At 49.8% G+C, this 17,316-nt stretch carries 18 protein-coding genes; 12 read left to right on the top strand and 6 right to left on the bottom strand.

Annotated elements, in window-relative coordinates; genetic code table 11:
- Positions 1–33 precede the first annotated feature (33 nt).
- The 8 genes from H8K27_RS12340 (at position 34) to H8K27_RS12305 (ending at position 6,235) form a co-directional block, all read left to right on the top strand.
- Positions 34–519 carry a protein YgfX gene (locus H8K27_RS12340; protein ID WP_186863497.1) on the top strand — a complete coding sequence of 162 codons (486 nt, stop codon included), beginning with the start codon at positions 34–36 and terminating at the stop codon, positions 517–519.
- A 93-nt stretch (positions 520–612) separates the two neighbouring features.
- A complete protein-coding gene (gene rpoE, locus H8K27_RS12335) occupies positions 613–1,215 on the top strand; it encodes an RNA polymerase sigma factor RpoE (protein WP_176803851.1) in 603 nt (200 codons plus the stop codon).
- 40 nt (positions 1,216–1,255) lie between these two features.
- Positions 1,256–1,924 (top strand): sigma-E factor negative regulatory protein, encoded by a 669-nt coding sequence (locus H8K27_RS12330; RefSeq protein ID WP_186863496.1) that lies wholly within the window; start codon positions 1,256–1,258, stop codon positions 1,922–1,924.
- A 5-nt stretch (positions 1,925–1,929) separates the two neighbouring features.
- The gene (locus tag H8K27_RS12325; protein WP_186863495.1) at positions 1,930–2,934 is read left to right on the top strand and encodes a MucB/RseB C-terminal domain-containing protein; all 1,005 of its coding nucleotides are present in this window, start codon (positions 1,930–1,932) and stop codon (positions 2,932–2,934) included.
- 49 nt (positions 2,935–2,983) lie between these two features.
- Positions 2,984–4,450, top strand: a complete 1,467-nt coding sequence (locus H8K27_RS12320; protein ID WP_186863494.1) for a DegQ family serine endoprotease — start codon at positions 2,984–2,986, stop codon at positions 4,448–4,450.
- Between the two features lie 147 nt (positions 4,451–4,597).
- Positions 4,598–4,852 (top strand): glutaredoxin family protein, encoded by a 255-nt coding sequence (locus H8K27_RS12315; protein ID WP_186863493.1) that lies wholly within the window; start codon positions 4,598–4,600, stop codon positions 4,850–4,852.
- 1 nt (position 4,853) lies between these two features.
- The gene (rnhB, locus tag H8K27_RS12310) at positions 4,854–5,450 is read left to right on the top strand and encodes a ribonuclease HII (RefSeq protein ID WP_186863492.1); all 597 of its coding nucleotides are present in this window, start codon (positions 4,854–4,856) and stop codon (positions 5,448–5,450) included.
- Positions 5,447–6,235, top strand: coding sequence for a TrmH family RNA methyltransferase (locus tag H8K27_RS12305; RefSeq protein WP_186863491.1), 789 nt, complete (start codon positions 5,447–5,449; stop codon positions 6,233–6,235). The genes rnhB and H8K27_RS12305 overlap by 4 nt, the downstream gene beginning before the upstream one ends.
- Before the next feature lie 48 nt (positions 6,236–6,283).
- Here the strand turns inward: H8K27_RS12305 and ppsR are convergent, their stop codons facing one another.
- The gene (ppsR, locus tag H8K27_RS12300) at positions 6,284–7,126 is read right to left on the bottom strand and encodes a posphoenolpyruvate synthetase regulatory kinase/phosphorylase PpsR (protein ID WP_186863490.1); all 843 of its coding nucleotides are present in this window, start codon (positions 7,124–7,126) and stop codon (positions 6,284–6,286) included.
- Positions 7,127–7,347: 221 nt separating this feature from the next.
- Between ppsR and ppsA the strand changes: the two genes are divergently transcribed.
- The 4 genes from ppsA (at position 7,348) to nrtS (ending at position 11,807) form a co-directional block, all read left to right on the top strand.
- Positions 7,348–9,762 (top strand): phosphoenolpyruvate synthase, encoded by a 2,415-nt coding sequence (gene ppsA, locus H8K27_RS12295; RefSeq protein ID WP_186863489.1) that lies wholly within the window; start codon positions 7,348–7,350, stop codon positions 9,760–9,762.
- A gap of 242 nt (positions 9,763–10,004) precedes the next feature.
- Complete coding sequence (locus H8K27_RS12290) at positions 10,005–10,460, top strand: hypothetical protein (protein ID WP_186863488.1); 456 nt, start codon at positions 10,005–10,007, stop codon at positions 10,458–10,460.
- A gap of 172 nt (positions 10,461–10,632) precedes the next feature.
- Positions 10,633–11,586: an HD-GYP domain-containing protein gene (locus H8K27_RS12285; protein WP_186863487.1), complete on the top strand. Its 954-nt coding sequence runs from the start codon at positions 10,633–10,635 to the stop codon at positions 11,584–11,586.
- The gene (gene nrtS / locus H8K27_RS12280; protein WP_186863486.1) at positions 11,583–11,807 is read left to right on the top strand and encodes a nitrate/nitrite transporter NrtS; all 225 of its coding nucleotides are present in this window, start codon (positions 11,583–11,585) and stop codon (positions 11,805–11,807) included. Before H8K27_RS12285 ends, nrtS begins: the two co-directional genes overlap by 4 nt.
- Before the next feature lie 84 nt (positions 11,808–11,891).
- On the opposite strand, the gene H8K27_RS12275 is transcribed toward nrtS, so the two are convergent.
- The 5 genes from H8K27_RS12275 to H8K27_RS12255 form a co-directional block, all read right to left on the bottom strand.
- Positions 11,892–13,082, bottom strand: coding sequence for an ABC transporter permease (locus tag H8K27_RS12275; protein WP_186863485.1), 1,191 nt, complete (start codon positions 13,080–13,082; stop codon positions 11,892–11,894).
- A complete protein-coding gene (locus H8K27_RS12270) occupies positions 13,064–14,545 on the bottom strand; it encodes an efflux transporter outer membrane subunit (protein ID WP_186863484.1) in 1,482 nt (493 codons plus the stop codon). Before H8K27_RS12270 ends, H8K27_RS12275 begins: the two co-directional genes overlap by 19 nt.
- On the bottom strand, positions 14,542–15,477 hold the full coding sequence (locus tag H8K27_RS12265; protein ID WP_186863483.1) for an efflux RND transporter periplasmic adaptor subunit: 936 nt from the start codon (positions 15,475–15,477) through the stop codon (positions 14,542–14,544). The genes H8K27_RS12270 and H8K27_RS12265 overlap by 4 nt, the downstream gene beginning before the upstream one ends.
- Positions 15,474–16,190: an ABC transporter ATP-binding protein gene (locus H8K27_RS12260; RefSeq protein ID WP_186863482.1), complete on the bottom strand. Its 717-nt coding sequence runs from the start codon at positions 16,188–16,190 to the stop codon at positions 15,474–15,476. Before H8K27_RS12260 ends, H8K27_RS12265 begins: the two co-directional genes overlap by 4 nt.
- A 140-nt stretch (positions 16,191–16,330) precedes the next feature.
- Positions 16,331–17,239, bottom strand: a complete 909-nt coding sequence (locus H8K27_RS12255) for a heavy metal sensor histidine kinase (protein ID WP_186863481.1) — start codon at positions 17,237–17,239, stop codon at positions 16,331–16,333.
- Between the last annotated feature and the right edge of the window lie 77 nt (positions 17,240–17,316).

The following is a 17,316-nucleotide window of genomic DNA, read 5'->3' as shown; positions in this document are numbered from 1 at the left end:
TTTTTCATCTGAAATAAGGTGCTTTTTTATTTTATGAGTATTTCTGTTTCGGCAGTTATCCGCCCCTCCAGAGTGCCGGCATTTGCACTGGCTATCATGGGTATTCTGGTGGCGGCATCCCTTTTTCTGCTTTCCGGCTGGAGTGATATGGCATTGCCAGCGCGATTGTTCCTGAGTTTTCTGGTTATTGCGCTTATCATCTTCGCAGCTTGGTCCGGTCGTCGCACAGATTCCGTTCGGCTGATAATTTCTGGCCAGGGTCAGGTGGTGCTGAATTATCTGGATCCGGTAAATGGTTCACCACAAAAATCACATGCTGTTCAGTTGAGCAAACGGAGTATTGTCTGGGATGGGATGATGTTTCTATATTTTACGTCGGCTGACGGTTCGTCGCTGCCACCCATCGTTATTTTTCGGGATTCTATTGATCGATTGACCATGCATCGTCTGCGGGTAAGCCTGCTTTGGATCATCTCGCGGGTGCAGAATGAGGTGGAGGATGAATCAGGGAACTTTTAAAGAGGGTTTGACTCTATCGCTATATAGGCAATTGAAGGTTGAGTACGTGAACGGATTGCGGATTCAGATAAATAAAAATACAGGGATGATTGAGTGACGACAGAGCGCGAGATAGACCAGATTCTGGTCGAGCGCGTCCAGCGTGGAGATAAAAAGGCATTTGAGCTTCTGGTTTCCAAATATCAGCGGAAACTGATGCGGCTCGTGTCTCGTCTTGTCTACGATCAGGCCGAAGCTGAAGATGTCGTTCAGGAAGCGTTCATTAAAGCGTACCGGGCATTGCCAAATTTTCGCGGTGAGTCGGCGTTTTATACGTGGCTATACAGAATTGGTGTGAATACGGCGAAAAATCATCTGGTGACTCAGGGGCGCAGGGCGCCAACCTCAACCGAGGCCGATGTTGAAGAAGCCGAAACATTTATTGAGGCAGATGGACTGAGAGACATTAATACGCCTGAGTCATTGCTGGCCAGTAAGCAGATTGCTGAAACTGTCAATGCGGCTATGTCTGCGTTGCCTGAAGAGTTGAGGAATGCGATTACGTTGAGAGAAATTGAAGGGCTCAGTTACGACGAAATTGCGGAGGTGATGCTGTGTCCGATTGGTACGGTAAGAAGCCGGATTTTCCGGGCCCGTGAAGCGATTGCTGAACGACTGAGACCGATTTTAGGTACCAATCTTGATCAGCGCTGGTGATTTCTCTGGAAAATTGAATTAGCCAAAATTTGGTAAAAATATGATGAACGATATTTCTAAACACGAAGATATTTCTGCGTTGACCGATGGGGAAATGAGTGAGGCAGCCATCAGTGCCTTACTTGCGCGTCTGAATTCACCTCAGGAAAAGCAAACCTGGGACATTTATCATCAGATCGGTGATGTTTTACGATCAGATGATCTCGCCGTTCCTGTCAGTGCTGATTTTACGAAGAAATTTTCAGCCCGTTTTGCATCCGAGCCTGTGATTCTGTTACCCGAAACTCATCGCAAAAATAAACAGTCGGAAGGGTTTCCTTACCTGCGAACATATATGGGCATGGCAAGTGCTACTGCAGCGGCCATTTTTGCATTGTTAGTCATTCCACCCTTACTGCATCAGAATGATCAGTCTGCTACTTCTGTGCAGGTTGCGCAAAATGCTCAGAGCCGCGGGGCAGCTGCGCCGTTACAGCTTGCATCTGCGCCAGTTCTGGTGAATGAGTCGCCGCAACAAGTGGTCAGCAATGATGCAGAGGCTGTTGTTGCAGGGAAGGCTGTAAACGAAAAACCGGACGTTCGCGTTGAAATGCTGAGGGATCCGCGTATTGACAGTTATTTGTTGGCGCATCAGCGATTTTCCCCTTCGATTGGCAGTACACAATATGTGACTCGTGCCAATGCTGTATCGGGTACTCCGGAGAAATAAAGACTATGTCGCTTGGTCGTTTAAAGTTTGCGGGAATAATTTTCGGTGTGTCTTGCGCAGCCGGTGTAGCCGGTGCGGGAACACTGAATCAGGAAGATGAGCCAAAAAATGCTTTGGAAATATTGCATAAAATACAGTCATCAGCGGAAAAACTGAATTATGCAGGCACTTTTGTCTATCAGCAGGCGAATCAGATCAGGACATCGCGTATCACGCATTATGCCGATGTAAATGGTGAGCTGGAAAAGCTCGAAATATTGGATGGAAAACCGCGTGAATACATCCGCAAAGGGGACGAGGTATCCTGTTTTTTGCCGGAAACAAAAACCATCCAGATAGAAAAGAATGTCACCCAGGAAGTGTTTCCTGCTTTGTTGACGCAGAATATGCAATCACTCCCGGATTTATACTGGATCAAAAAAGGGGAGTTAAACAGGGTCGCTGGTGTAGAGTGTCAGACATATCTGCTGGAGCCTCGCGATGCTTATCGCTACGGCTACCGCCTTTGTTCTGAAAAAAATTCAGGTTTATTGTTACGCGCCCAAACCGTCAATACCAAGAACGAAGTGATTGAGCAGATCGCATTCACGCAATTAAAACTGGGTGAAATTGATAAAAATAAATTAAAACCAAGTTTTCAGAATGTCGCTCAGTGGCATATTGAAAATCTGACGGTTCAATCCAATATCAGTTCAGGCTGGATTGTTAAGTCCTTGCCGGCAGGATTTAAAAAAATTCGGGAATTGAAACGCGTTATTCCTACTCCGTCCGGCTCAGGTAAGCAGTCAGCATCTCATCAGGTGATACAGATGATTTTTTCGGATGGTCTTGCAGCATTTTCTGTGTTCATTGAACCGGATAATGAGGCCCGTACCGAGGGGAGCCTGCAGCAAGGGGCACTGACAATTATGGGGCGTCGTCGCGGTAGTTACTGGCTTACTGTGGTTGGAGAAGTACCGGTGCCCACCATTCAGCAGGTCATGAATTCTATAGAATTAAAATCAAAGTAATCTGTGTTTGAGTTTTTAACGTCGTGTGAATAAGTGAGTAAATAACATCATGAAAGCAAAAAATTTTTTTCCAGCTAAAAAAATTATTTCTACTCTGGTGATGAGTACTTGTGTCGGTTTTATTGCGCCAGCATCAGTCAATGCATTACCTGTCGCTGAAGCTGCTTCCGCTGCTGCAGTATTACCCGATTTTACGGATCTGGTCGATAAAGTTGGGCCAGCTGTCGTCAATATCCGCACAACAGAAAAACTGCAACATTCCCAGGCAGGAAATGCTTTGGAAGATGAGCAGATGCAGGAATTTTTCCGGCGGTTTTTCGGAATGCCTATCCCAAAACAAAACCCTGTACCTAAAGGACGCAAGCAAGTACCGCAACAAGAGGAAGAAGTTCCGCGCGGTGTTGGTTCCGGTTTCATCGTTTCCCAGGATGGCTATGTATTGACCAATGCCCATGTGGTTGATGGGGCGACCGATGTTTATGTGAAGTTGACGGATAAGAGAGAATTCAAGGCAAAAGTAGTTGGTACCGATAAACGTAGCGATGTCGCAGTCCTGAAAATTGAAGCCTCAAAATTGCCCAAAGTGACTGTTGGCGACTCCAGTAAGATCCGTGCTGGTGAGTGGGTCATTGCGATTGGTTCTCCGTTTGATCTGGAAAACACCGTTACTGCAGGTATTATCTCTGCCAAGGCGCGGGATACCGGTGACTATCTTCCATTAATCCAGACCGATGTTGCCGTTAATCCGGGAAATTCAGGTGGCCCGTTAATCAATATGCGCGGTGAAGTTGTTGGTATCAACTCGCAGATTTACAGCCGCTCTGGCGGATACATGGGGATTTCTTTCGCAATTCCGATTGATGAAGCAATGCGGGTTGCCGAGCAGTTGAAGGGGACGGGTAAAGTAACCCGTGGACGAATTGGTGTCCAGATCGGAGAGGTCTCAAAAGAAGTCGCTGAATCCATTGGTCTGCCAAAAGCCCAGGGTGCTGCCGTCGTCAGGATAGAACCAGGCACGCCTGCTGAAAAAGCAGGCATTCAGGATGGCGATATTATTTTGAAATTTAACGGGCAGACGATCGAAAACAGAAATGATCTGTTGCGGGTGGTTGGTGCAACCAAACCAGGCACCAAATCAACGATTACCGTATGGAGAAAAGGCAGCACCCGTGATTTGAGTATTGTCGTGGCAGAAGCGGAACCTGATAAGGTCGCCCAAAAAACCGATAAAAAAGCTAAAAAAGAACAGGCAAACTTCCTGGGATTAGTTGTTGCCGATTTATCGGATGCGCAGAAAAAAGAGTTGCCAGATGGCGGAGTGGTTATCGAAACTGTCGATGGTGCAGCCGCAGCGGCAGGTTTGCAGGCTGGCGACGTGATACTGACTCTGAATAATGCTGACGTAAAAAACGCCAAGCAGTTTAATGCGATGGTCAGCAAACTGGATCAGAAAAAAATGGTGGTTGTGCTGGCACGCCGCGAAGGCATCTCTCAGTTTATTCCAATAAAACCATGAAACTGAAAATCTGATTCGCTACTGACGTTAAGTCGGATTATGAAAAGCTGCCCTGAATCAGGGCGGCTTTTTTTATGGATATACGTCATCTTTGGAGCGCAAGACATATAATGTCGCACTTTATTGCAGGATCAGGATTGTCCGCTGATGATTACATTCACATTGTATTCCCGTAGTTACTGCCATCTTTGTGATGACATGCTGGAGCAACTTCGGCATTCTCTGATGAACCCGGAGCAATTTGCTATTTCCGTTGTGGATGTTGATGCAGATCCATTACTGCTGGCGCAATACGATGAACTGGTTCCGGTTTTAATTGGTCAGAAACATGGGGTGGCGGCACAAAAAATTTGCCATTATTTTCTAGATAAACAAGCATTAGACGCTTTTTTAAAAGGCTGACATGCCAGAGAATTTGAATCTATTTGATTATGCACATGAGGTGATCTGCGGTGTCGATGAGGCAGGGCGCGGGCCCCTTGCCGGCCCTGTCACTGCCGCAGCGGTGATTCTGGATCCGGCACGGCCAATACCTGGTTTGCGGGACTCCAAAAAACTGACTGAAGCGCGCCGTGATGCGTTAGCTGCAGAAATTAAAGCGCATGCACTGGCTTGGGCAATTGCAGAATGTTCGGTAGAGGAAATTGATCAGCTCAATATTTTGCAGGCATCCATGCTGGCAATGCGCCGGGCTGTAGAAAAATTGTCTGTCACACCTACGCTGGCATTGATCGATGGAAACCGATGCCCGGTGATGTCTGTCAGGTCAGAAGCCATTATTAAAGGGGATGATAAGGTTGATGCGATCTCAGCAGCATCTATCTTGGCCAAGACTGCGCGCGACGCTTTGTTGTATCAATTGCATCAGGAATATCCGCAATATGCCCTTGACCAGCACAAAGGGTATCCGACCGCATTGCACCTGGAGCGATTACGTCAGCATGGTGTTGCGCCAATCCATCGCAGATCCTACGCACCGGTGAAAGCTTTGTTGAAATGAAACCGATTACTTCTCGCGAAAACGGTCTGTATAAAGATCTGAAAAATCTCGCAGCCAACTCCCAGGCTCGCCGTAAAGCAGGAAAAACCTTATTGGATGGCGTGCATCTGTGCGAGGCATATTTGCAGCAGATTGGCATGCCACAGTTATGTGTGGTGGCTGATACAGCACACACACATCCCGAAGTTGCCGCCATTTTATTGAAATGTGAGGCGCAGCAGGTGCCTTGTATTTCTTTACCAGAGAATTTATATCAGGCAATCAGCCAGGTTGAAAATGGAGTCGGAATATTATTTGTTATTCTGACTCCAGCACCAGTATTACCTGAAATGATTGAACATACCTCTGTGGCACTGGATGGTTTGCAGGATCCCGGAAATTTGGGTTCTTTACTGCGCAGTGCGGCAGCGGCGGGAGTGAAGCATGTATTTTGTGCTCCCGGTACTGCCTTCGCATGGTCGCCTAAAGTCATGCGAGCCGGAATGGGAGCACATTTTTTACTGAATATTTATGAGCAGGCCGATTTGCAAAGCATCTTGAGTGTCGCCAGGATCCCTGTGCTGGCAACCAGTTCCCACACCCAGACAACCATTTATCAGGCTAACCTGAAGCAGGCTGTCATCTGGCTTTTTGGTCACGAGGGACAGGGGGTGTCGCCGGAGCTAATGAAAATGGCCACGCAGACGGTTACCATTCCTCAACAGGCAGCGATAGAGTCGCTGAATGTCGCTGCCAGTGCCGCGATCTGTTTATTTGAACAGGTGAGACAGCAATTGTCGGTTTAAATATTGGACAATCAGTTGTTATTTGAATAATGTTTCCTCTGGCAGGCATCAGTACACCCGGGTATCTGCTTTAATTTCCTGAAGAATCGTTGTTGAAATTTCTTCAATCGACTTGGCTGTTGATGACAGCCAGCGGATTCCTTCTCTTTTCATCATTGCTTCCGCTTCATTAATTTCGTAACGGCAGTTTTCGATCGAGGCATATTTGCTGCCGGGGCGGCGTTCGTTCCTGATTTCGGATAAGCGCTCCGGCGCAATACTCAGTCCAAAAATTTTGTTTTTGAATTCCGGTAAGGCTGTCGGAAGTTTTCCGCGCTCAAAATCATCGGGAATCAACGGGTAATTGGCTGCCTTGATCCCATATTGCATTGCCAGGTATAGACTGGTCGGAGTTTTCCCGGAGCGGGAGACACCAACCAGAATCACGTCTGCGGTCGATAAATTTTTATTGGATTGCCCGTCATCATGCGCCAGCGAGAAATTAATTGCCTCAATCCTGTTTTTATATTCCTCTGAATCGGCAATATTGTGGCTGCGCCCGATAGTGTGTGTCGATTTGACGCCCAGTTCCTGCTCAAGCGGAGAAACAAAAGTTTGTATTAAATCCATGTGCAGTCCTTTGGATTTAAACACGACATTGGCTAAATCTGCTTTGACCAGCGTGGAAAATACAATCGGCCGTGTTCCTTCTGCCGCATAAGCGTCATTAATACGTCTCACAGCGTCGTGCGCCTTGTCGACCGTATCAATAAATGGCAGCCGGATTTGCCGGAATTTCAGGTCGAACTGCGTTAATACGGAGTGACCAAAAGTTTCAGCAGTGATGCCTGTTCCGTCAGAAATAAAAAAAACAGTCCGGTTTGCTTTAGGGAGGGAGGGCGCGTCAGGCATGGTCAGAATTTTCAAAAAGAGAGATGAAATTATTACACAATGAAACAACAAAAAAAGTCGGCAATATATTGGGATGCCTGGAACAATTTTGCAGGACACAATGTAAAATGCGGTAACAGTTTATGAAACGCAGTTGTCTCCAAGAATAACAAAAAATGATGGCTGACGTAGCAATCCGGCAGTAGACAGTAAAGATTTCTTACCATCAAAAAGAGGTTGTTATGTCCAACGCAGCAAATACCGGGGCAACTTATGTTGCTTCGTTTGAGCATTTACGAATGACGGATGTTGAATCTGTCGGCGGAAAAAATGCATCTTTAGGCGAAATGATCAGCCAGCTGGCGTCTGCCGGCGTCCGGGTCCCAGGTGGTTTTGCCACCACAGCACAAGCATTCCGTGATTTTTTATCGCATAGTGAGAATGGCGGGGCTCCTTTGGCGCAGCGTATTGCCGATCGTCTGGCAGATCTGAATATCGATGATGTGAAAGAACTGGCGAGAGCCGGTGCTGAGATCCGCCAATGGATTATTGATACGCCATTTCAGCCTCGTTTGCAAAAAGAGATCGAAGATTTCTACAACAAACTGGTTGCCGATTCTGTGGGTGAAGTCTCTTTTGCTGTCCGCTCCTCAGCAACGGCAGAGGATTTGCCTGATGCATCATTCGCCGGGCAGCAGGAAACTTTCCTGAATGTTGTCGGGATCGAGAATGTACTGGAGGCAATGAAGCATGTATTCGCCTCTCTGTATAACGACAGGGCAATTTCCTACCGCGTGCACAAAGGATTCACCCATGCCGAAGTGGCATTGTCTGCCGGTGTGCAACGCATGGTACGTTCCGACCTGGGAGCAGCTGGCGTTATGTTCACAATCGACACGGAGTCCGGCTTTAAAGATGTGGTTTTCATTACTTCCAGCTATGGTCTGGGGGAAACCGTGGTGCAGGGCGCGGTCAATCCGGATGAGTTTTACGTTCATAAACCGATGCTGGAACAAGGCAAACTGCCTGTTATCCGCCGCAATATCGGTTCCAAACTCATTAAGATGGAATTCACTGGCGAAGCAAAGGCTGGACGTTCTGTCAAAACCGTGGATGTGCCGGTGGAAATGCGCAATCGTTATTCTCTGAATGATAACGAGGTAGTTGAACTGGCGAAATATGCCGTCATTATTGAAAAGCATTATGGCCGCCCGATGGATATCGAATGGGGCAAAGATGGCCGCGATGGGAAGCTATATATTTTGCAGGCGCGTCCTGAAACCGTTAAATCGCAACAAAAGGCAACGGATGCGCAGCAGCGCTTCAAACTGAAGGGTACCGGCACCGTTTTGGCGGCTGGTCGTGCGATTGGTCAGAAAATCGGTGCCGGTCGCGTGCGTGTCATTCATGATCCATCCGAGATGGAGCGCGTGCAGCCAGGTGATGTACTGGTCGCTGACATGACAGACCCTAACTGGGAACCGGTCATGAAGCGGGCCTCAGCCATTGTGACAAACCGTGGCGGCAGAACCTGTCACGCTGCGATTATTGCGCGTGAGCTGGGGGTACCGGCCGTTGTTGGTTGCGGTGACGCCACCGATGTATTGAAAGATGGCACACTGGTGACGGTTTCTTGCGCCGAGGGGGATGAAGGCAAAATTTATGATGGTCTGCTGGAAACAGAGGTTACGGAAGAACTGCGCGGCGAATTACCGAAGTTGCCGCTGAAAATTATGCTGAATGTCGGTAATCCTCAGCTGGCATTCGATTTCCAGTCAGTGCCGAACGAAGGGGTCGGTTTGGCGCGCCTGGAATTTATCATCAACAATAATATCGGTGTTCATCCAAAAGCTATTCTGGAATATCCGAACATTGATGCTGACCTGAAAAAAGCGGTTGAATCGGTGGCACGCGGACACGCTTCGCCAAAAGCGTTCTACGTGGATAAGCTGGCAGAGGGAGTGGCGACGATTGCTGCTGCCTTCTGGCCTAAAAAGGTGATTGTCCGCTTGTCCGACTTCAAATCCAATGAGTATAAAAAGCTCATCGGCGGCTCCCGTTACGAGCCGGATGAAGAAAATCCGATGCTTGGCTTCCGTGGTGCCGCACGTTATCTGGCAGCAGACTTTGCTGAATCATTTGAAATGGAATGCCAGGCGATGAAGCGGGTTCGGAACGACATGGGCTTAACCAATGTAGAGATCATGGTGCCTTTCGTCCGGACTTTGGGGCAGGCAGAAAAAGTAGTGAACCTGCTGGCTAAAAATGGCCTGAAGCGCGGAGAGAACGGCTTGCGTCTGATCATGATGTGCGAGGTTCCGTCGAATGCCATCCTGGCGGAAGAGTTCTTGCAATACTTTGATGGTTTCTCTATCGGATCGAATGACCTGACTCAGCTGACACTCGGTCTGGACCGTGATTCTGGAATGGAATTGCTGGCAGCCGATTTTGACGAGCGCGATCCCGCTGTAAAAGCTATGTTGTCCCGTGCGATTGCTGCATGTCGTAAGCTCGACAAATATGTTGGTATTTGTGGGCAGGGGCCTTCGGATCATCCGGATTTCGCAGCCTGGCTCATGAGCGAAGGTATTGAGTCGATTTCGTTGAATCCTGATTCTGTGATTGATACCTGGCAAAAACTGGCTCAGATCAGTTAATCAGTGCGTATCAGGCAATGCTGTCTGAAAAACGGGAGTGCATTATTGCACTCCCGTTTTTTATTCTGACGACAATACATCTGCAGAAATGCAACTGAGCGACTGCTGCACATTCACATGACCGTTGTGTGGCATGTCGTATCCGCCGTTTCTGTTTCATACTTTTTATTGTTTTGAAGTGTAATAAACGGCGCTATGTTAACGACTAAATTTCCGTATATTAATTTTTATGGAGATCGAACATGAGCAAGTCCATTTTGCTGGCACGCCCCCATCCTTTTATTGTTGCAGAAATGAAGCCTTTTCTTGAAAGTAGCGGATATAGCGTCACTAAGCTGGAAAGTATGACTGATTTGGAAGTGCAGGCAAAAAATAGCGTTGGAGTGGTGATCTCAATGGCCGTTTCTTCTTCCCTGGGCAAATCTGCCGCTGAGACTCTTACGCAATTGCGGCAAGAAGTTTCACACGCTCCCGTCATGTTTGCCTCAATATTGTCATTTGATGAAAGCATTGCTGGTCTGAAACGACTTGCAGACCATGTCGGTGTTCAGGCGACAATTCTTGGTGTCTCTGCCAAGAATGAATATTCTGCAGCACTCGGCAAGCCAGATACTTTTCTGTATATTAGCAAAGATGATTTAGCCGATTCAACGCGCCGCATGATTGCTTCGCACATGGTTCAGCGCCATTTCCGCTAAACGAGCAATCATTGAGTGAAACGTGCTGATGTTGATCAGTATCGACAGCTTTCGATTCGGTGTGTTCTGATCCGCCGGTGTACGGTTAGCCTTCGATCAGATCATGTGTGGCTGCTCATCGGTGTCATATCGGATTGCCAGATGGACGGCCAGTTGTTAAAAAGGAGACAGCATGAGTGTGTTCACACAATTAGGTCATTGGCTGACGCAGGGGACAGATAAAGAATCTGTTGATGCAAGTACTCATTCGAGTCATTTGTTCGCCAGTCTGCTCACGATGGCTTGGTTTGTCGAGGCACGGGATCCTTATACCGGCGGTCATTTGTGGCGTGTTTCGCGCTATGCGCGATTGCTCGCTGAGAGTGCCGGTTACAGCAATGCCGATGCGGCCAGGATTAGTCTCGGCGGGTTCTTGCATGATTTAGGTAAAGTAGGCGTGCCCGATGCGATTTTGCGCAAGGCGGATCGCCTGACTGACGACGAATATGCTGTGATCAAAACTCATCCCGATATCGGTTTGCGTATGTTATCCGGGCATCCTTTGGCGCAACTTGTCAGTGATGCTGTGTTTTTACACCACGAGCGTCCTGATGGCATGGGGTATCCGCGCGGACTTGCTGGTGACGCTATCCCGGACATGGCCCGTATTGTTGGTATCTGCGATGCTTTTGATGCGATGACGAGTCACCGGCCCTACCGGTCCGGAATGCCGCGTGATAAGGCGATTGCCATCATTCGTGAGTTTCAAGGAACGCAGTTTGATACCCATTTTGCCGATATATTCATCGCGCTGGGTCACTCAGGTAGCCTTGACCATGTGATGGGACATAGCGATGAAGGCATACCGCTGCAGTCGTGCCCGATGTGTGGCCCCACACTGGTAGTGCAACGTGAACATAAACAGGGTGACCATATTTATTGCCGCAATTGTACCGGCGAGTTTACTTTGGAAGAAAATGATCAGTGCCTGGTGGCGACTCCTACGGGTAAGCAAGGAAGCGCTGCAAGCCTGGAGCCCGAAGCCGATGCGACATTGATTGCGCGGACGGTGCATGCCGCAGTACAAGCGTTACCGGTATCCGACTTGTTAAAGGCGTCAGCTATGCCACTCTGGAACACGCGATGAAAGCTTTTCTGCAAGTCGTTTTTTCGGCACGGATTGCGCGAAGTGCATTACGTGTTGCATTGGTAGTCGGCACAGCACTCAACATCATTAATCAGGGACACAGCATATTGTCAGGTAATCAGGTCGACTGGTGTAGATTGATACTGAATTACCTGGTACCGTATTGCGTTGCCAGTTATAGCGCAGCAAAAAATCAGTTGTCTATCAATGAAGATAAATAAGGCAGAGCCTTCGGTCATCGACTGATCCTGAAATGCGATTCCCAAAAAACGTTTATCGCATGTTTCTGGTGGCGGTAGGTTTGTCTATTTTCCCGCAAACACGATTGCCGGCTCCAGCTTCAGGACGGGACGCGCACTCAGTATTGCAGCAACAGCACCAGTAAGTATCACCATTCCGCCACCGGCAAGCGGTGCGAACCACATCATGCGAAATGGATAGTCACTTTCATGTAAAAATAATTCTGCTATAGCGCATAAACCGGTACCGATTCCAGCCCCGGTCAGGCCGCATACGGTAGCCTGCAAAAAGACCATTTTCAGTAATTGCACAGGTAACGCACCTAAAGCACTGAGTACGGCATATTGCTTCAGGCTTTCGTTGGTAAACATATATAGCATGACGCCAGTCACACCGAATCCAACCGTGATCGCAAGAGTCAGCATTGACATCACGTCCCCGACATCTTCGGAGTTAATCAGGTACCAACGAACAGTATCTGACTTAAAATCGGATGCAACACGTGCTTTCAAACCAGTTTGTTGTTCAATATGTGCAGCAAGCATTTGTGGGGTAATGCCTGGCGTCGCGTTGACCAGTATGAAGCTGATTTGCTTACGCTCAGTCAGTAAAATACGGCGTGCATTACTGATGGTCATATACATTAATGGCCTGGCCGGATAGCGTGGGTGTATCTTCGACACACCTGTAATGCGAATGTGATGCTCATTGATTTCCAGACTATCGCCGGTAGCGAGCCTGCGCATGGCTCCTCCCAGATGGGGGCGGCCATTGCCTGGCCAGATATCCGCAGGGCGTAGCGGTGTATTCAGCTTGTTTTCGGTTCCTCCGTCATCAACGACGACTTGTCCGGGCTGACGTAAAACAGAGATATTGAGATTTTCAATAAAAGGGGCTCCCACCAGGCTGTTGTCATCCACTCCGATAATTTGAAATGGCTGGAAGGCGCCGTTTGGAAAACGCACTTCGGCTGAACCGAGAAGTAATGGCGCCGCACTTGCAACACCGGGGACGGAGCGTAATCGCATTAAGGCGGATTCAGGCAGATTGGTGACTTGTTCTACGGAACTGACTGCCGGATCCATGACCCAGATATCACCGGGTGTTTCGCTGATCAGCGCAAATCCACGCGTCATAAAGCCGCAAAAATAAGAAACGGCAAACGTCACCAGAAATGCGGTGAAAGCGACACCCAGTATCAGTGTGGTGAATTTCGTCCGGTCACCGCCCAGCATTTTCAGTGCGACGTGGTACATGATGCGTTTCCCGGTGTGTGTTTCTGGTTGCAGGCTTCACTATGAACAATAGGTGATTCTGCCGGTATATCGTTAAAGCGACCGGCAAATGCTTTGTTGATCGCTATCCAGTTGTAAGCCAAAGCGGCAGTGCTGCGTATCTGATCCTGCCGTGCTGCTGTCCAGACATGTCTGGCGGTCAGTACCACCCGATAATCACTGAGGCCTGCGGCATAGCGTGCCTCAGTCAGTTCAAGGCGGCTTTTAGCGTGAGCGACGTTGGTCAGCTGTTGTGCCTGGAGTTTTTGTTCGTGCGCATAGGAGGTCAGGCTGTTTTCAACATCTTCCATCGCTTGCAGAATAGCCTGACGGTAGCGGATCAGTGCGTGTTGCTGCTCTGCGTCGCGCACCTGTATGGTGGTTGCGATTTGTCCACTGCGCAGGATAGGCCATGATAAGGAGGGGCCGATGCGCCAGATACGACTTGCACCGTCTGCGAGGTTGCCGAAAGCAGAGCTGGCCAGGCCAATTTGTCCGAGCAAAGAGAAACGTGGATACCAGTCCGCCTGTGCCGCGCCCAGTCTGGCGGATGCTGCCGCCAGATGTCTTTCTGCTGCCTGAATATCAGGACGTTGTCGCAGGAGATCAGACGGGAGTGCAGAGGGCAGGGTATGCGGCGTTACAGGCAGACGGTTAATGATTTTGATCTGCAGCTCGCCAGGATATCGTCCCAGCAGGACGTTCAGACGGTTCAGCGCGGCATTACGCATGACGCGAGGTGGTTCTGACGCCATTTGTGCAGATATCAGCTCGGTTTCGGCTGTCATCAGGTCAATGCCGGCAACAAAGCCGGAGGCACTCCTGCTGCGCACCAGTGTCAGCATATCCTGCGCAATGTCCACGTCTTCCTGCGCTAATGCCATCAGAATCTCTGCCTTTCTCAGATCAATATAATTGCGGGCGATTTCTGCCAGTATTGATACGCGCATGGCATTGAGTCCGGCCTGCGTCGCATCTAATTCAGCCGATGCGGCATCCGAGAGTTGGCGACGCACACCAAATAGATCAAGCTCCCAGCTCGCATCAAATCCGGCTTGAAACAGGTTACTGGTTTCACCCGGCAGGCTGAAGGTGCTGGCATCCACGTTGGCACTTTCATGTTCGCGCTTTAATATGGTATTTCCACGAATGACGGGAGCACGCATTCCGCTGATGGTCTGATACTCGGCTCGTGATTGGCGCAGCAAAGTACGGGCTCGTTCGATGTCGGGGTTGAGATGTTCTGCTTCCGCCATTAACTGGTTGAGTTCCGGATCGGCGAAGGCTTCCCACCACGGTGAGTTTTCCGGTAACGCTGCCGTATGTTCAGGTGTAGCTTGCCATTTTTCGGGCAACGTCAGCGTGGGGGGCTGATATCCGGGATGCGTGGTGCATGCCGTGAGTATCAGGCAGATTGCTGCACAGGTGGGAGGCATAAGTTTCATGAGTGCGCTTCTGCGGCAGGAGCAGGCTGGATGCGGGAGTCTGTGCGCGATTTTGGCGTCGCATCAATGTATACCTCCAGCATTTGCCCGATGTATACCGGCATGGCTTTCGTATCGAAACTGTAGATAACCTGAAGAACACGGGTATCAACGCGTTCGGCACTCGCCCCGGTCAGTGTTGATTTTGGGCGCAAATACGGTTCGATCCGTTCAAAATGCAAGGCAAGCGGGTGCTTTGCATCGTCACGTGCATAAGCGACAGCGGCAGCATCCGGCCGGACGTAGCGGGCATCGTTTTCATCAATGTCTACCCGTATCTGACGACGGCTGGCATCACCCATCAGTATCAAAGGGGCGCTGCTATCGGCGTATTCGCCGTTGTGCAGGCGAATCTGGAATATCTGGCCAGATGACGGTGCACGAATGATACGGCGCTGCATTTCCATTTTGATTTCATCGACGGCGGCTTGCGCAGTGGCGACAAGCGCTTCATCAGTTTTCACGGCAAAACGGCGGTTGTCCAGTTCCTCCGCACTGATGGCGCGTTTGTCTGATATCTGTTCTGCCCGCTCACTGGCATTGCGCGCCGATGCCAGTCTGGCCTGTGCTTCCTTTACCCGGGCATTGGCAACCGGTAGCCTGACTTGCAAATCACTGTCGTCCAGATACACCAGCGGGGTGCCGGCGCTGACGGTGCTGCCCCAGCCTACGGGGATATTTTTAATAATGGCTGCAACCGGTGTGCCTACGGCGATATTACCGCCGTAGGCTTCCGTTATCCCGGTTCCTGCAATCTGATTGCTAAAGGGCGAATGGATTTCCGTACCGGATGCTTTATCCGGTATCGTCACCTGATCGTCGCGAAGTACGGCAAACAGGGTAAACGCGAGACCGGATAGCATGAGTATGGCTAATACATAATGACGTTTCATGATGGTGATTTTTCAGGGGAATACGTTTCCAGGGAGATCACGCAACCGTCGTCCATGCGGGCGATCCGATCGGCAAAGCAGAAAATACGCGGATCATGTGTAACAACCAGCAAGGTTCGTCCGGCAGTCCGTGCGACTTGGCGCAGGGTTTTCATGACATGTTGTCCGCTGTCGTGATCAAGACTGGAAGTTGGCTCGTCGCAGATAATCAACTGCGGTTCATGCACCAGCGCACGGGCAATGGCAACACGCTGCTGCTGACCGCCACTCATACGTCCGGGCAAACTGTCGGCACGATTTTCCAGCCCCAGTGTTTGCAATACCTTTCTGGCCTGTGTTTCAGCGGCTTTGCGCGAAATGCCTTGCAGTAACAGCGGAACAGAAACATTTTCAACAGCCGTCAGCGCCGGCAATAAATTGAAACTCTGAAAAACAAAACCAAGGTGCTGTCCGCGGAAGCGAGCCCGCTCTTTTGCTGACATGGCTTGTATGTCGTTGCCAAGTACGCTGCACAGGCCGCTGTCGGCATCCAGCATGCCGCCGATGATGGATATCAGGCTGGTTTTTCCGCAACCGGAAGGCCCCACCAGCATCAGCAGCTCGCCGCCATACATATCAAGATCCGCACCACGCAGAGCGGGTGTCTGCGCTTCGCCCTGATTGTAGGTTTTGTAAATCGCTTTGCAGGAAACCAGCGGAGAAGCAGAAGACATAGGAATCGGTTGCCGTTCATTCGGGTCGAAAGCGAAAGGATAACTAAGGCAACTGATGCTGCGATGACGGTTATCTGACCATTTCGTCAGATTGGCCGGAGTGCTCAGCGTATTACCGAGATACTGCCGGAGAAATAAGTTTAAACAGCAGTGTTTTGTCCAGCGCTGCCGGTCATCACGGGGAAGTGCAGAGCAACTTCGGTACCCTGATCGGGGATGCTGGCAATCGTCATTGTTCCACCGTGAAGATGCATGATCGACTGTACGATGGCAAGACCCAGACCGCTTCCCTGACCGCGGCGCTGTCTTGAACGGTCGGCAGTATAAAAGCGTTCGGTAATGTGAGGCAGGTCTTCCGGTGCGATACCACAACCGGAATCGCTGACCCGAACCTCTGCGTTCCCTGATGCCTGAATGGCGGCACGCAGTGTTACCGAGCCTCCCTGCAGAGTGTTCCTCAGTGCATTGTCGACCAGATTCGCCAGTGCCCGTCGCACAAGTCCCTGATCTGCCCATAGCTGTCCCGTTGCGGCTGCTCGCAATGAAATACCTTGTTCGTCAGCCATGGCCTGAAAAAAATGACAGACGGATTGCAATTCCGTCTGCAGATCCAGCTGTTTGCAATCAAGCGCCGTGTCGGCTTGTTCGGAGCGTGCAAGAAACAGCAAAGCATCTACCATGCGTGCCAGTCTGGCATACTCGTCCAGCCCGGATTCCAGGCATTGCCGGTATTCATCCGGAGAACGTTCGCGGGATAGCGTCGTTTCCGCTTCACTGCGTAAAATCTGCAAAGGTGTACGCAATTCGTGTGCAATGTCCGCTGAAAAACGCGACATGCGGGAGAACGCGTCATCAAGACGTATCAACAGCCGGTTGAAATTATCTGCCAGTATGCGTAATTCTTCCGGCCAGTTTGTTTCATCGACCCGCTGATTTAACTGCCGGACACCTAAGCCTTCGACAAGAACGGCAAGACGATGCAGCGGGGCCAGTCCATAAGAGGGTGTGCCGGGATAAAGGTGGAAATGACACATAAGCGATTTAGTCATATAGATCGATCCTCTTATGCAAAAACCGAAGTTAGTTTCTAGGCGCCAGTCGCTCAAGCACTTCGAGATGCGGTTGC

The sequence above is a fragment of the Cognatundibacterium griseum genome (assembly GCF_014284195.1).
GTDB classification, from domain to species: domain Bacteria; phylum Pseudomonadota; class Gammaproteobacteria; order Burkholderiales; family Burkholderiaceae_D; genus Undibacterium; species Undibacterium griseum.
Note: the sequence above shows the minus strand (reverse complement) of the source record. Positions and strands in the feature narration are given on the sequence as shown.

What these genes read in the sequence shown, in the direction of transcription:
- H8K27_RS12340 (WP_186863497.1), top strand. Translation starts at nt 34, where the DNA reads ATGAGTATTTCTGTTTCGGCAGTTATCCGCCCCTCCAGAGTGCCGGCA.
- H8K27_RS12330 (WP_186863496.1), top strand. Translation starts at nt 1,256, where the DNA reads ATGATGAACGATATTTCTAAACACGAAGATATTTCTGCGTTGACCGAT.
- H8K27_RS12325 (WP_186863495.1), top strand. Translation starts at nt 1,930, where the DNA reads ATGTCGCTTGGTCGTTTAAAGTTTGCGGGAATAATTTTCGGTGTGTCT.
- H8K27_RS12320 (WP_186863494.1), top strand. Translation starts at nt 2,984, where the DNA reads ATGAAAGCAAAAAATTTTTTTCCAGCTAAAAAAATTATTTCTACTCTG.
- H8K27_RS12315 (WP_186863493.1), top strand. Translation starts at nt 4,598, where the DNA reads ATGATTACATTCACATTGTATTCCCGTAGTTACTGCCATCTTTGTGAT.
- rnhB (WP_186863492.1), top strand. Translation starts at nt 4,854, where the DNA reads ATGCCAGAGAATTTGAATCTATTTGATTATGCACATGAGGTGATCTGC.
- H8K27_RS12305 (WP_186863491.1), top strand. Translation starts at nt 5,447, where the DNA reads ATGAAACCGATTACTTCTCGCGAAAACGGTCTGTATAAAGATCTGAAA.
- ppsR (WP_186863490.1), bottom strand. Translation starts at nt 7,126, where the DNA reads ATGCCTGACGCGCCCTCCCTCCCTAAAGCAAACCGGACTGTTTTTTTT.
- ppsA (WP_186863489.1), top strand. Translation starts at nt 7,348, where the DNA reads ATGTCCAACGCAGCAAATACCGGGGCAACTTATGTTGCTTCGTTTGAG.
- H8K27_RS12290 (WP_186863488.1), top strand. Translation starts at nt 10,005, where the DNA reads ATGAGCAAGTCCATTTTGCTGGCACGCCCCCATCCTTTTATTGTTGCA.
- H8K27_RS12285 (WP_186863487.1), top strand. Translation starts at nt 10,633, where the DNA reads ATGAGTGTGTTCACACAATTAGGTCATTGGCTGACGCAGGGGACAGAT.
- nrtS (WP_186863486.1), top strand. Translation starts at nt 11,583, where the DNA reads ATGAAAGCTTTTCTGCAAGTCGTTTTTTCGGCACGGATTGCGCGAAGT.
- H8K27_RS12275 (WP_186863485.1), bottom strand. Translation starts at nt 13,082, where the DNA reads ATGTACCACGTCGCACTGAAAATGCTGGGCGGTGACCGGACGAAATTC.
- H8K27_RS12270 (WP_186863484.1), bottom strand. Translation starts at nt 14,545, where the DNA reads ATGAAACTTATGCCTCCCACCTGTGCAGCAATCTGCCTGATACTCACG.
- H8K27_RS12265 (WP_186863483.1), bottom strand. Translation starts at nt 15,477, where the DNA reads ATGAAACGTCATTATGTATTAGCCATACTCATGCTATCCGGTCTCGCG.
- H8K27_RS12260 (WP_186863482.1), bottom strand. Translation starts at nt 16,190, where the DNA reads ATGTCTTCTGCTTCTCCGCTGGTTTCCTGCAAAGCGATTTACAAAACC.
- H8K27_RS12255 (WP_186863481.1), bottom strand. Translation starts at nt 17,239, where the DNA reads ATGACTAAATCGCTTATGTGTCATTTCCACCTTTATCCCGGCACACCC.